At 34.9% G+C, this 14,347-nt stretch carries 16 protein-coding genes; 12 read left to right on the forward strand and 4 right to left on the reverse strand.

Annotated elements, in window-relative coordinates:
• On the forward strand, nt 1–1,076 hold a 1,076-nt coding region (locus tag AC1DOS_RS11520; protein ID WP_477537617.1), incomplete at its 5' end, for a plasmid recombination protein.
• Between the two features lie 12 nt (nt 1,077–1,088).
• Nucleotides 1,089–1,256, forward strand: a complete 168-nt coding sequence (locus tag AC1DOS_RS11525; RefSeq protein ID WP_477537618.1) for a hypothetical protein — start codon at nt 1,089–1,091, stop codon at nt 1,254–1,256.
• A 273-nt stretch (nt 1,257–1,529) separates the two neighbouring features.
• On the opposite strand, the gene AC1DOS_RS11530 is transcribed toward AC1DOS_RS11525, so the two are convergent.
• A complete protein-coding gene (locus AC1DOS_RS11530; protein ID WP_477537619.1) occupies nt 1,530–1,778 on the reverse strand; it encodes a hypothetical protein in 249 nt (82 codons plus the stop codon).
• A 266-nt stretch (nt 1,779–2,044) separates the two neighbouring features.
• On the opposite strand from AC1DOS_RS11530, the gene AC1DOS_RS11535 reads away from it, so the two are divergent.
• The 4 genes from AC1DOS_RS11535 to AC1DOS_RS11550 all read left to right on the forward strand — a co-directional run bounded on the left by AC1DOS_RS11535 (nt 2,045) and on the right by AC1DOS_RS11550 (nt 5,309).
• Nucleotides 2,045–3,202 carry a replication initiation protein gene (locus AC1DOS_RS11535; RefSeq protein WP_477537620.1) on the forward strand — a complete coding sequence of 386 codons (1,158 nt, stop codon included), beginning with the start codon at nt 2,045–2,047 and terminating at the stop codon, nt 3,200–3,202.
• Between the two features lie 38 nt (nt 3,203–3,240).
• On the forward strand, nt 3,241–3,381 hold the full coding sequence (locus AC1DOS_RS11540) for a hypothetical protein (protein ID WP_477537621.1): 141 nt from the start codon (nt 3,241–3,243) through the stop codon (nt 3,379–3,381).
• Nucleotides 3,382–3,655: 274 nt separating this feature from the next.
• Nucleotides 3,656–3,931, forward strand: a complete 276-nt coding sequence (locus AC1DOS_RS11545; protein ID WP_477537622.1) for a CPCC family cysteine-rich protein — start codon at nt 3,656–3,658, stop codon at nt 3,929–3,931.
• A 1,132-nt stretch (nt 3,932–5,063) separates the two neighbouring features.
• On the forward strand, nt 5,064–5,309 hold the full coding sequence (locus tag AC1DOS_RS11550; RefSeq protein ID WP_477537623.1) for a hypothetical protein: 246 nt from the start codon (nt 5,064–5,066) through the stop codon (nt 5,307–5,309).
• 309 nt (nt 5,310–5,618) lie between these two features.
• Here the strand turns inward: AC1DOS_RS11550 and AC1DOS_RS11555 are convergent, their stop codons facing one another.
• Nucleotides 5,619–5,885, reverse strand: a complete 267-nt coding sequence (locus tag AC1DOS_RS11555) for a hypothetical protein (RefSeq protein ID WP_477537624.1) — start codon at nt 5,883–5,885, stop codon at nt 5,619–5,621.
• A 257-nt stretch (nt 5,886–6,142) separates the two neighbouring features.
• On the opposite strand from AC1DOS_RS11555, the gene AC1DOS_RS11560 reads away from it, so the two are divergent.
• From AC1DOS_RS11560 to AC1DOS_RS11570, 3 genes are all read left to right on the forward strand, one after another.
• Nucleotides 6,143–6,301, forward strand: a complete 159-nt coding sequence (locus AC1DOS_RS11560; protein ID WP_477537625.1) for a hypothetical protein — start codon at nt 6,143–6,145, stop codon at nt 6,299–6,301.
• Nucleotides 6,302–6,419: 118 nt separating this feature from the next.
• Complete coding sequence (locus tag AC1DOS_RS11565) at nt 6,420–6,686, forward strand: translation initiation factor 2 (RefSeq protein WP_477537626.1); 267 nt, start codon at nt 6,420–6,422, stop codon at nt 6,684–6,686.
• Nucleotides 6,687–6,813: 127 nt separating this feature from the next.
• On the forward strand, nt 6,814–7,083 hold the full coding sequence (locus AC1DOS_RS11570; RefSeq protein ID WP_477537627.1) for a DUF6774 domain-containing protein: 270 nt from the start codon (nt 6,814–6,816) through the stop codon (nt 7,081–7,083).
• A gap of 210 nt (nt 7,084–7,293) precedes the next feature.
• Here AC1DOS_RS11570 and mprF read toward each other — a convergent pair whose 3' ends face one another.
• Together mprF and AC1DOS_RS11580 are read right to left on the reverse strand one after the other, a co-directional pair.
• Complete coding sequence (mprF, locus tag AC1DOS_RS11575; protein WP_477537628.1) at nt 7,294–9,849, reverse strand: bifunctional lysylphosphatidylglycerol flippase/synthetase MprF; 2,556 nt, start codon at nt 9,847–9,849, stop codon at nt 7,294–7,296.
• A gap of 533 nt (nt 9,850–10,382) precedes the next feature.
• Entirely contained in the window at nt 10,383–10,829 is a 447-nt protein-coding gene (locus AC1DOS_RS11580; protein WP_477537629.1) for a DUF3955 domain-containing protein, read from the reverse strand.
• 765 nt (nt 10,830–11,594) lie between these two features.
• Between AC1DOS_RS11580 and AC1DOS_RS11585 the strand changes: the two genes are divergently transcribed.
• The 3 genes from AC1DOS_RS11585 to mobV all read left to right on the forward strand — a co-directional run.
• The gene (locus AC1DOS_RS11585) at nt 11,595–12,089 is read left to right on the forward strand and encodes a hypothetical protein (RefSeq protein WP_477537630.1); all 495 of its coding nucleotides are present in this window, start codon (nt 11,595–11,597) and stop codon (nt 12,087–12,089) included.
• 337 nt (nt 12,090–12,426) lie between these two features.
• Entirely contained in the window at nt 12,427–12,990 is a 564-nt protein-coding gene (locus tag AC1DOS_RS11590; protein WP_477537631.1) for a hypothetical protein, read from the forward strand.
• Nucleotides 12,991–13,731: 741 nt separating this feature from the next.
• The coding region (gene mobV / locus AC1DOS_RS11595) for a MobV family relaxase (RefSeq protein WP_477537632.1) at nt 13,732–14,347 on the forward strand (616 nt) is incomplete at its 3' end.

A 14,347-nucleotide genomic window follows, 5' to 3' on the forward strand; every position in this document is an offset into this window, starting at 1 on the left:
CATTAAATTTCGTGAAGGATGAAATAGGGATTGATGAAAAAAATATTCTTCACGCCATTATACATATGGACGAAAAAACACCGCATCTTCACGTTGTTGCTGTTCCACTGGTGAACAAGTATGACGGAAGAGCGAAAAAAGATGTGTGGCAAATTAACCGAAAACATTTCATTGAAACGAAAATTGATATGTCGATTCTTCAGGACAAATATCATGAACTTATGCAAAATGAAGGACATGATTTGGACCGTGGTGTGAAGGGGTCAAAACTTCGTCATTTAACCGTAGAGGAATTTAAAATTGACTCTCGTAGAAAAGAGAGTCAATTGCTTCAACATGACGTAGACGGACTTACAAGAGCTGTTGTCGCTGCAAAGAGTGTTGATGATATAAAAGTCATTCCGCCCTCTATATTGGACCGCAAACACGTTAAAATCCCTGTTGAGGACTTTGATGAACTGAAAACAAAAGCAAAAGCGACAGAAGCTTTGGAACTTGAGTCGATCAGGCATCTAGAGTTAGCGGTCAAGACGGAAGATCAAGCGAGAAGATGGATGAACAAATACGAGATATCTGAAGATAAAAACAAGCGATTAACAAGTGAAATAAAAGAATTAAAATCAGAGGTTCAACAAGAAAAAGCTGAAAATGAAAAACTGAAACGCCGGATAGTGAATCTTGAAAAAGTGAATAAATATCTGCAAAAAACGATTTTAAAAATTAAAGAGTATTCTTTTGTGCATTTGAATATAGCCCGTGAAGAAATGCAGCATTTTGTTGGGAAAGTCCGTATGTTAGTTATTCGACTTGAATTTGGAGATGAAACAGTGAATGAAAAATTCATTGATAATTCGATTCCTTCGGATGAAAGAAAAGGTGCGAAAAAATATCTGGAGTTTTTCATGGACCAACAGAAAGCAACAGCCGCAAAAAATAACACGATCGATAAAGAAGACCAAGAATTCCAAGGAAAAAAAGAAAATGAACTAGAAGATCAACAAGAAGTGGAACCACAAAAAGAAATAGAGAAGCCTGTTAAAACAAAAGAACTGGATGATTTTGAAATAGGTGGATAGGAGAAATGATCAGTGAGTAATCAAACGAAATTGGAAGAATCGATGATGAAGTTAGCAGAAGTCAATAAAAGGACTGGATTTAAAGCACGACAAATCGAAATTGATGCTGAAGGAGCAATGATTTTGGATGCTACTAATCCAAATGATAGGAAATGGTGGTATGAAAACGACGAAGATTAAGATGTGGTTTAACACGCCATTCTTTCGTGCGCACATGTCAAGGTATAATGGGATCAAGTAAAGTTGTATAATAAAAAGACTGAATGGTGTTGTCGCACCAATCAGTCTTGCAATAGCAGGTTCCCTTTACCTGTGTCAGCTTAAACATATGGTAAAATAACCCACCTTAGGCTTCAACTCAAGGATGGGTTATTTTTTATGGTTAAATGACAACGTCAAAATACGACTTGGTTTTAAATCCTTAATAATCCATCCAAGGGGTTTTAAGGGGTTTTAAAAGATTGTTCCTATGAAACTCTCATGAAAACTATTAAAAACGCTTGTAGGGGTTTTTAAATCATTTTTAGGGCTATATGGAATGATAGGAAGATGATAGTTTTGCAGAAAGTCCTGAAATGGGCTTTTTTTGTTTTTAAGAAAAGATTTCAAATCATTTTTATTTCCACCACCACCAATCCTTCTCTGTTTGTTGTTGTTTTTAAATCTTTTGTTTAAGATCTTTGTTTTAACTGTTTTAGACACCCCTTTAACCGTTGGTGTCACTGTATTTTAGAGGTTTAACTATTACATTTTCGATTCGAACTATTACACTTTCGATTCGAACTATTACACTTTCGATTCCTTAACTATTACACTTTCGATTCGAACTATTACACTTTCGATTCGAACTATTACACTGTGTTACAACTATGTAATAAATAACTTTACACAATGTGTTTGAGTGGTTTATATTGAAATTAGTATTACAAATACATAAGTCTAGTAATAAAAGAATGGGGAGATGTTCTTTGCAAGGAAATTATATGGTTACGCAATCTAATAATCTGATTGAAGCCCGTCATTTGAAGCCATTAACGGCAAGAGAACAAAAAATCGTACTGACTATGGTAAGTATGATTCAACCGACCGACAAAGACTTTATGGATTATCGCATTTCGATTCGTGAATTTCATGAGTTGTTAGGGCTTTCTGGTCGAGAACATTACACCGAAATAAAAGAAATCGCGAAAGAACTTATGTCTAAGAGTGTTGAGATTCCTAAAGACGACGGAGGTTGGATACTGGCTAATTGGATTTCAAGTGCTGACTATATCAAAGGGGAAGGCGTTATTGCTTTGTCTTTTTCACCAAAACTTTTGCCGTACCTCTTGCAATTGAAAAATGCTTTTACATCTTATCGGTTAAGTAATATTTTGTCTCTGAAAAGCACCTATTCCATTCGCTTGTACGAATTGATGAAGAAATGGCAACATCTTGGACGTTGGGAATGTCCAGTCGAAAGTTTGCGTGAAAAATTAGGGGCAACAACGAAAACATACAGCCTTTACGGGAATTTCAAGAATAGGGTGTTATCTTTTGCTATTAACGAAATTAACGAAAAAACAGACTTACATATTACTTTCAAGGAAATTAAAAAAGGACGTAAAGTGGATAAAATCGAATTTTCCATTCAGCATTTCAAAGAAAAAGAAATTCGATTACCTGAAAAGCCAAAGAAAGAACTACAAACCCCTTCCACAAATGAAGTGGCTGAACGACTGAATGACTTAGCAAAGGGCTATAAATTTGATAAAGCTTACTTTGCTGATATTTACACAACTGCACTTACGGTGTGGCAAGAACAGGCTGAGTATGAACTGGGCTTGCTTGTGAAATACGTTAATAATGAACCAACGGTCAATAAACCATTAGGTTTTATTAAATCAAAGCTCGAAATAGCATTACAGCTACATTTGTCAGGCGATAAAGTTAGTTTTAATGAATTACAAAGAGCGAGCCGATCAACGGGACAAGAAGTTATTCCGGATTGGTTTTACGAAAGGAATAAATCGAAAGAAGAGACAGTTGCAACCGTAGTGACTGAAGAATATCAGGAAAAGAAACGTGCATTGCTCGAAAAACTGGGGCACTCGGCTGAAGAAATTGAACTGAAAATGAAAGAGTGAATTCGGTAAACGAAAATGAAAAAGTTGGAGTGAAGAAAATGAAATATCTTGAATCATTGAAAGAAGATTTGGCTGAAATGAGTAACAACCAAATGATGATTACAGTAAAGCGTTCGGATTTGCAAAGTTTAATTCGAGCATATGAAAATCTGAAAGAAGAAAAGTCCTCCACGAAATAAGAGGACTTTTTTGTTTGATTAGAAACATCCAGATCAGAGAGAGTGCCCATTTACACACCCTGAAAAAATAGGGTGTTTTTGGGCGACTTCCAGTCGTAAATAATGCGATGCATTGGACCTGCAGGGGCTGTGATATCATCGGCCATACTTGGAAGACCTTATTCAACTAACGGGGCAGTTAGTTGAATAAGGGAATCCCGATGATACAGAAATTTTAGGTTATAATAAGAAATTCTAAGTAGTAAGAAGTATTGGTGAAGTGAGTTGATGATAAATGAAAAATTATCCCTGCCCTTGTTGTGGTTATAAGACTTTAGAAGAGAAACCTCCTGGGACGGACATCGTATGTAAGGTTTGTTTTTGGCATGATGATTATGTTCAAGCAAAAGATGTTGACTATTGGGGTGGTGCAAACGAACTCTCATTAAGGGATAGTCAAAAGAATTTTTTGAGTTTCGGAGCAATTGAAGAAAGATTTATTAAGAATGTAAGAAAACCAACTATTGAAGAAGCAAGGGATATAAATTGGAAACCATTAACTGAGAAATAATTGTCTCTTCTTCAACTAACGGGTGCTTTAGTTGAAGAACAGGAGATCGTCAGAGACGGTCTTTTTTTATTTGCCTAAAGCCCCAGACAGTTTGGATATTTATTCAGTAGAGGGGAAAAGCGAATCAACCAAAAGCCCGTCAAATCAACGATGTATATTTCGTGAATAAAAGATAGATCCGTGAAAAGAGGAAGAAGTGAGAGTCCGTAGGGGTTGGCGGGTGTGGGGTAACTTCCTAGTCGATGTGTTATGTCAACCTATTATGTATGCGCGATGCATGCCAGTTCAGCGATTGAATCGATGGTTGGCGGACGGATCTGCCAGTTTCTTGTTCAATGAACAGCAGGTTAATTCGATGATTCAAGTTGTAAAAATATCCAATAAAGGTATTTTTAGATTTATTAGTGTGTTAGTTTTGAGATGAGAATTGCTGGAATTTTAAACTGACAAAAGGGAGTGGAATTTTGAAAATATCAACTGGCCTATTAATTCTAATTGTTGTAATGCATCTCATTACGCTTACTAATATTACCCTTTTAAATGGGGAGTGGAATGGAATAGTTTTATGGTTAAATACAGGTTTATTTATAGCAGCGATAGCCTTCTATTCATTGAGTAAAACAAAAAAACAAAAAGCCTAAAAATTTTGGTCGAATCGATGATTTGCAGAGTGAACATCCAGTTTCTTGTTCTACTAACGGGGCAGGTTAATGAAAAAATAAGGAGTTGATAAGCCTTGATAATTTACGCAGAAGCCCTACGTACAATTTCCATAGTAATACTTATTATTAGTTCTTCTTTCTATCTTCGGCATTTGGTAAAAACCAAAAAACAAAGGAAACTTTCAGCCTTTGAATTTACAATGTATACAACCATTCAGATAGCATATATCTTCTTTGCAATTAGTTTATTGATTACTGTATTCGTTAAGTGATTGGGAAGGATTCTACTTAAACTAACGAGTGCTTTAGTTGAATAACCAGCTGCCTTTTAAGGCAGCTTTTTTTATTGACTTAAAGCCCCTGTTACTTCCCAATCCGGGTGTTATGTCAACCTAGGATGTGTACGTGATACAATCCAGTAGAGTAAGTAAAATCGAGGTTTTACGGATAGCAGGAATGAAGGTGAAAAGATGGGTTTAGTTCTATTTTCAATCGTATTATTTTTAGTTGGTTTGTTTGTGATGTGGTTAGCTATTTTTGGTAAAAAGAAAGAAGTTAATGGTTTTGCTTCAGGAGTGCCAACTGATATTGCTGATTTTCTCATTATGATTATTTATAAAATTTTTCCTCCTTTTTTAAGAAGGGTTTTCCTTTTCTTATTAGGTTTAGGTATTGTTTTAGGGATTATCTATCTATGGATATCTGAATTTGCGTAGTAATAAAATTGATGTTCTTCAACTAACGGGTGCTGTAGTTAAAGAACCGGCTGCCATGTAAATGGCAGTCTTTTTTTATGGATACTTCCCAATTGTGGTGTTATGTCAACCTAGGATGTATACGTGATACAATCCGGTTCAGCGATCGAATTGATGTTTTGCGGATCAATCTCATGTAGAGAATCCTTTTCATGTTTAACTAACAGGGCAGGCTAATTAAACATGGGAAAGAAAAAGGGAAAAGCGAATCTATCGCTTTTCCCTTTTTCTTTATTCTGCTTTTTTCAAACATTGAATAACAATCTATTTTCAGCCATTTATCAGTCGATTAATCTGGTCTTGTATATACTTCATTTGTATTCGTAGTCGCTTTGTTTCTCGACGTATTTTCAACATATTGTCCATTTGTTGTTCTTCTTGGTTATTCTCCACTTGTTGTTCTTGTTGTTCTAGCTTAGCCTGTTCCTGTTCTAAAGTTAAACCGAAAGTTGTAATAGTATCTCCTAACGTAACTAATACCTGTCCAATGTGTCGTAAATTAGCATTAGCAGGATAGTCATCTTCTATATTTTCCATTTGGTCATTCAGGAAAATCCCCTCTTCTCCTTAACATTCTCCTTTATTGTATTCATTTTCTTTAAAAAAGACCCATGTTCAACTTACTGCTTACTATAAACACGTTGGCCCACGAATTAAGAGGACTTTTTATTTGGAGTTATTTATTATTACACGCTTTTATTACATTTGTTTTTTCACCATAAAGTAATCTGTTGCATCAAATAAGATGATACAAAAAATTAGTTTCATCGATTTATAATCAGGAGGCTAAGACATTGAATAAAAATAATATGGGATTTGGTCAAAAAGGTTCGAATTCGCTAACTGCTATTGAGCTTGATGTAATTGCTTCAGCAATAGTTACATTCGGCGTTGCTTTAGGATCCGTTTATTTAACAAATGAATTATCTAAAATAAAAAGCCAAATGACTTGAGTTATATTCTTTATCAACTCCTGCCGCGTCTTTTGGTTCCACTCTACAATAAGTCTGATTTCTGCATAATTTGCATAGTTTGAGTTGAAATCACAATGTAGACAAAGGGGGAGTGATTATGAATAAAGATAACCAAAACAATCAAAGTACTGAAACACCAGAAATTTTTGCAGCTAAACTAGCATTATTTGGAACTGCACTCTCAACGTTAGGGGATGGAATACAGACATTAGCTGCAGGGATTGCTCTTGATATATTAGAAAATGCAAATAATAAAACCTTGCCAGACCAAACGGATCAATTAAGACAAATGGAAGATAGAATGCAAAATCAAATTGATCAATTAACCAGAAAATTAGAGAAAATGGAGCGTGGAATGAGATAACGATTTTCTATTATTATAGATAACACGGGCGTACATAAAGAACAAATAAATTGATCAGTTAAACCTGCTTTAAAAAACAATAGGGTGTTCATTAGTTTCATCGATTTAAAATCAGGAGGCTCAGACATTGAATGAAAGTAATATGGGCAATGGTCAAAAAGGTTCGAATTCGCTAACTGCTAATGAGCTTAATGTAATTGCTTCAGCAATAAATACATTCGGCGATGCTTTAGGAACGATTGCAGCAGTTCGGGCCCTGGAAGAAGAAGTACAAGAAGAGAAAGATCAAGAAAATCAAAATAAACAATTGATAAGAATGCAAAATCAAATTGATCAATTAACCAGAAAATTAGAGAAAATGGAGCAATTAGTTAGAAGCTATGGAGGCTTGGATTAGTGATATGGACTGGCACTGCTTCGGAAATAATCAATCAATTCCAATTCAACCCTTCATGGAAGACTATGGCGGACATACTATATGATTCAAAAATGTATGAATGATATTAAACCAAATACAAAAGACAGGTAGCCAATCTTGGCCACCTGTCTTTTACGTTACATGTTTATGGGTTGGTTCGTAGCTGGTAACTTCCTAAATAGATTCTAACTAATCATGGAGCTTATTTATTTTTGAAGGAAATAACTTCAAATTGTCTTTTTCACGATCAGGCCCTGACTTGGCAATGAGTAAAGAAACTTGAGTCATCGTAATTGGCAAGGATGTTTTTTTTCGAATGGCCAAATATTTTGGTTCCCACTGGTCTGCGTATTTTTCTTTAAACCTTTTTAAGCCTTTAAAATGATAAACTGCTTGCCCGTATAAGAAAATTTGGTAAGCAATTTTTTCCGTTAAAAAGGAATACTTGGAAAGACCGACGTTTGCCAAAGGTGCCATTCCGAGGTTGAATCTCTGAATTTCTTCTTCTTTACACCATTCAAAAAGTTTAATAAACAGGTAATCCATGGTTGCATTTGGAGCACTAGAACCATATCTCATTAAATCAACTGAAATCATTTTCCCACCATCGTAAGCCGGCATTAAATTACAAAATGCTACGCTTTTTCCTTCTGCATCAACGACTAAGGCGATTGGAACTGATTTTAAATAATCTGGATTGAACCAGCCTAAAGAAAATCCTTTTTCTTTCCGACCATTGAGCCATTCATCTGACAATGGCTTTAAACTAGCAATAAATTCTTTTGAATGAGGAGGCTTTATCACGCGAATATTGTACCCTTCTCTTTCAAATCTATTTTTATTTGCGCGCAAATTTTTCATTTTTTTACCAGAAAGATTAAACGCGGGGAGCTCCACAAAGGCTTCTTCCCCTAATTTAAAGAAGTCATATCCGTTTTCGTGAAGATAAGGAAACATTTTCGATGTAATTTGATAATAAACCGGTGTGTACCCATATAAGTTAGCCCTATCATGGAAATCTTCAATCGCTCGTGGTATGTCTTTTTTCTCTCCTACTAAATCCCCTAATACAATCAGCTTATCGGAATACTTTTGAAAAGAAAACATGACCGTTTTATTATGATTCCAAAAGATATATTTATCATGCATAAAAATCAAGTGTGACAATACTGTACCTTCGTACTTTCCAAGGTGCTCTTTTATCTCGCTTTCATAAGCAGTCGAATTCTCGAAAGGAAAATGTCGAGTTCTGTTTAGCCAGTAGCCAAGAGCCATTAATATGAAAGCAAGAAGCACTCCCCTAATGGCACTTTTGATTAAATCTGTTGATTCTGTCATGAAGAACGGTAGCAACGTCTTGGGAATCTTTACAGGTGAAGATGGTAAATTTGCATAACCGATGAAAATAAAAAGACTGAAAATAAAAGTTATTAAAAGGATATCGATAAGAATTTTACGCCAAGTAAGAACAATATTTTGTCGATAAAAATGTTTCTTTGATAAGAGTAAAACAAGAGCAACCACTAAAACAAAAATGGCTTCTTCATAATCAAATCCTTTTGATAATGAAAATGCAGCCGCAGCCACTAACGTGATTAATGTTAAATGATATGCCCATTTCACTCGATATTGAATCCCTTTTGTCAATATAAGAAGAGAGATACCAAAACCGACCGTTAATTGATGCGAGAGTTTCATTATGGGTAAACCAAAAAGTTGGTTTACGAGCTTAACTCTTTCAAGAATACTTGGCACTGCAGTAGATACTAATAAAATAATTCCTGCTATAAAAACAAACGCCGTTAAAATCCAATGGCTAATATTTTGCAAAATAATCTCGGGAATTCGATTTAACTTTTGATTCATTTCTTCCCAGATATAAAGGGTAAATGAAATGAATCCAATTAAAGCTGGAATAATAAAATAGCTAATTCTGTACAAAAGCAAGATTAATAAAGACATTTCGCTTGAAACACCAAGACCTTCCATTCCTAGTAAGTACATTAAATCAAACGATCCAATTCCACCAGGTAGCATACTGACAATACCGGCACATGCCGCAACGATAAAAGTTGCAAACATACTTGTAATCGGTAAAGAGATACCAAGAAATATGGTAATGGTATAAATAGTTAGAAAAGTGAAACCCCATTCTACGATTGAAATGATGGATAAAATAAAGATATATTTAACATTTATAAGGTCGGTTGCAGGTACATTTTTTTTTCTATTTAAGCTTATGATTAAAAAGGGGAAATACAACGCAAGCCCTAATAGGGCAAGGTGAATCCATTTAACTTGATCTAAGATTGGGGTTTTAATTAATCCTAGTAATGGAAGCCACCCGAATAAAGACAATCCAGACAAGTAAAATAGAGCAATAAATGCAATTCCCTTAATAATCACCTTTTTTTCATATCCGTGTTGGCCATAAAAGAAGGTGCGAACCGCAATTCCCGCCACCCCACCAAATCCAATAAAGTTAGACATTGTATTCGCTGTCCAAGAGTAAAGTAATTTCTTTTTAACTGGAACTTCAATATTTAGAGTTCTGGTTAAAACTAAATCATAAAGGAGCATTGGAGTAACGGCCAAAATTCCTACAAAGATAATGACAATGATTTTATAAAGCGCGAGCTCTTGGAAGTGGATTCTTAGGAGTCCAAAATCCATATTATTGATTGCTTGATTTGATTCAAAATAAAAAACAGTAAGCAATATTAATGGAATGCCTATTTTAATCAAAAAAGAAAACCACTTGGTCTTCCAAAAAACCTTCAACAAATATCAACTCGCTTCTTTTTTTCTTTTATCTATACACTATAGTTAGGTATATATTTCAGATACCTACGCAAAAAACTATTCAAATAATTTTCATTTCCATGTGTTGAAAATCATTCTGAGTAATCATTGCAATTGCATTCAAATAAAAGACACCCCCAATAATTCCGATGATTTCTGGGAGTGTCTTGTGCATTGTATTTTAAAACCGTCATTGTCATTGTTGCGCCTTTCACAAAGACGTCGTCTTCAGTACACTATGCGATTTCGAGTCCTATTGGTACTTGCAATATGTCCGGCTGCCTTTTACATGGCAGTAGTTTTTTATGAACCTAGTTGTACAACGACAAAAAACTTTGATATTACGCATGAAGGGCGCATGAAGTATGGAAGCGCATGAAGAAAGAGAGTAGCTAGCTACTCTCTTTTATTTTGTTTTAAAGTTCGACGAACAATATATTAATTAAAGTAGCCCTAAAGGATTTTTTATCAAACAACTACTTTTTTGTTATTTTTTTTGTCAAAACAATTAATAAACCTATAACTCCACTCAATAAAAATAAATACCCAATTGGAATTAGGAAAAATGGTTCTTGTAGCATGCCGTTACTATCTACTTCTGGTTGTCCAATTAGTGCCTTTGCTAAAAAGCAAATTGCTCCAATTGTTAACAAAATGATACTCATCAAGTTCATTCTTGCTTTTCTTACTTCGTTTCCGTCTTTTACCAATTTAGTTGTCATAGTATTATCCCCCAAAATTAATTGATCAAGAGAAAGATTAAATGTTTGAGCGATTTGGACCACCATTTGCAAATCAGGTAAATTTCGATTGTTTTCCCAACTAGAAATAGTTTGTCTTGATACATTTAATTTTTGTGCTAAGTGTTCTTGAGTTAACTTACCATTAGTTCTTATCTTTTTTATTTGTGATCCAAAATCCATAGAATCAATTCTCCTCGTCAATTAATTTATAAATGGAAAATGCTTATTTTTAAAGATTGAGTAACAAGCATTGGCTATATATCAAGGCTTGTATTACTGTCATTCCAAATTCACATAGTGATTATTATAGCAATTTGATTTTTGCTTCGATTATGCAAGGGGTTTAGCAGCTTGGCAAGTTGAACACAAAGTGCCATTGTTCGGAGAAATTTTACACACTTCAGTACCGACTGCGGGGACCAAATAGGTTTTAGTATATGTGAGTAAAGACAATAAAAAGTGGCAAAGAAGAGTACTCTTTACTTTAAAAAATAAGTCAGTAACGTATAAGTCATGGTATGTTAAATAATATTTTTTGAAAAGTGGTGGAAGCCTTGTGGTTTGAGTGGAACGATTTTCTTAGTTATTTAGGTGTTTCCATATTTTTTGTTTTGATTAAAAATTTTTTTGAAAAAGAAAAAAATGAAAAGTTTTTTTCTCTAACATCACTTTACGAAGTTTTGTTTTTGTCAGTGCTTTTTTATATAGCAGATTTGCTGTTTTTGTAAATAGAAAAAGCTGCCTTAACATGGCAGCTTTTTTCTTATTGAGTAATGAAGTCGACTACTTCCTCATTCGGATGTTATGTCAACCTACTGAGGTTTTACGAACGGATCATCCAGTTGCTTATTCAACTCACGAGGCAGGTTTGTTGAATAAGGACATTTAATATTTTGGAACTTTTTTTTATTTATTAGCGACTAATAAATAAAGGGGGTAGAGACGATGAGAAGATTATTTATTGTTCAATCTGTATTATTAATTTTGGTTTTCGGACTAATTGGCTGTGGAACAAATAATAACAATAAAGAAAATGTTAGTGGTGAACCGATAATCAACAATGAATCTAAACAGGTGGATGATTTCAAAGTAACAATAAATGTTGAAAATGGTGAAAAAGACCTTAATGTTTATACCACCATTACTTATATGGGAGAAGAAGCTCAAAAAGATATATATCATGGTGGAAGTATTTTTATCTTTAATGTTTATCAACAAGATGGTGATTTTGAATATTTAGGTGCTATGAATCAACCATTATTAACAACAACACTGATTCGGAATGAGCCTCATAGAGTAAATTTTGAAGGGATAGAAAAACTTAAATTAAAGCCAGGTACTTTTGAATTTGAAGCAATTGCTGATTTTTCTTTGGATTCAGATGATGTATTAGGAACAAAAATGGAAATTCCAGTTTCTAAAATTCAGGAAGTTGAATAATTCCTTATTCTACTATTGGGTGCTTTAGTAGAACAACCGGCTGCCTTTATAAGGCGGCTTTTTCTTATGGCCTAGATTGTAATCGTGTACCTATACTTAGTGTCGTATAGGTTACTGAACTTAGATTGTTGAACGAGTTATTGAACATTAATAAAAGAAGTAACCCTCAGAAAATACTGTAAATATGGGATGTTCATTAACTCCCATATACATATAAAATAGTGACTAACATCCAACTGTCACAGCGTTATAACGCATTAATAACAAACCTCTTCCCCTAACCCTTATAACTGTCTATGATTAAAAGAAAACGCATATGCGTTATTAGAGGTGAATCATGGCATCTTATAGCCCTTCAGACATTTCAGCGTTGCTCCAAGTGAAAGAATCCACATTGAGAAAGTACTCGCTACTTCTAGAAGAATGCGGATATAAATTTGATCGCAACGACCAAAAACAACGGTGGTACAGCGATAAAGACGTCATAGCGTTTCAGAAACTTGTGACGTTCAAACAAAACGGTGATATGAACTTAAAATCCTGCGCAGAAGCCGTTTACTTATGGTCAAGAGGTAGCGATGTAACGGAAGTATCGACCGATGCACATAACGCAAAAGAACGTCATAACAGCGACATAACACCCATGATACGCCAAGAAATGGTCGGAATGAGGGAGTTAATAGAAGAACAGCGTGAACTCATCCAGTCACTTTATGAGCAATTGGAACGCCAAGACGCTTCTCAAAAAGAACGAGATCGCATGCTGCTTAATAGCATTGAACAATTAAAAACCGACTTTCAACAGCAACGAGACGAAAATAAGGCAATTGAAGAACAAAAGACATTGCAGGCTCCACAGGAAGAGAAAACATCTTTCTGGAATCGACTATTTAAGAAATGATTGATATAGATTTGTAGCATCAGGTGAATCACTAGAGTGGAGTGTTGTTATTGAAAGTTTTTGCTAAACTTTTTAAAAGTTATAATGTTAGTAGTACGGCTATGTTTCTTGGGTTTTTGACTTTATATACTATAATTTCAGATATAAATCCTAACATATTTATTATTTCATCTATTACAATACTTTTTTGGATAGCCAATTCATTGCAAGTTACCAAGAAAACAGGAAGTAGCGATACGCATCGAGCCCCAGAATGAGCGTTCGTCGTTCTTAAGTCATGTAGGAGGCCGTCAAATTGACGGTCTTTTTTGTTTGGCAGAAGAGAAGGACCACGAGAAGTGTCAACGGTAAATGTCTGACTGGAACGCTAGTGAAAGGAATTTAAGGAGTGGATACGTGAGGTGATTCTTCACCCTGTTTTTGGTTCTCACCCCATGTGAGAACCTGCCACCCGGCGAGGGGGGGTTATGGTAGTTACTCCTTTTCGAAAAGGGGTAACTTCTGTTCTTGATCTCTGGGAAAAGAACGTCCGCAGCCTGACGGATTTTTTGCTTTTGAATTTGTGGGGAACACTGTCCGATGCAGGACGTGACCCATGATTTTGACCTTACCCTCGGAGAGCACACAATTGATGGCTATGCTGTCAATTAAAGAGTGTGTTCTCTTATTGTCATTAAATTCTTTGACAAACGTTCTCTTTCTCCCGCATTATTAATGTTATTAAAGTGAGGTGTTTGGGAAATGAGTAGTGCAATTTTTCGGGTTCAAGGAATTAAAACAACAAATGATCTTAGGGGCATTGGTAAGCATAATGAAGAACGGATTTCTGCGACAAATGATGATATTGATTTAACTCTTTCAGGTGAAAATATTCATCTAATTTCATCCAACTCAAAATCGTATGTAAAAGATTTCTTTAAAATGGTTCAGCCAATGAAACAGGAACACGATGAAAAAATGAAAACCGAACGCAAAGATCGAGTAAAATCTTTTGAAGCAAAAATTAATTCAAGCAAGAATGATGTAGCCTGTGAATTTCTCTTTACCTCAGATAAAGAATTTTTCGAAGGGAAAAGCAAGGACGAAATCAAAAAATGGGCGCATCAGTCATTAAATTTCGTGAAGGATGAAATAGGGATTGATGAAAAAAATATTCTTCACGCCATTATACATATGGACGAAAAAACACCGCATCTTCACGTTGTTGCTGTTCCACTGGTGAACAAGTATGACGGAAGAGCGAAAAAAGATGTGTGGCAAATTAACCGAAAACATTTCATTGAAACGAAAATTGATATGTCGATTCTTCAGGACAAATATCATGAACTTATGCAAAATGAAGGACATGATTTGGACC

Source organism: Paenisporosarcina sp. P5_A11 (assembly GCF_056400705.1).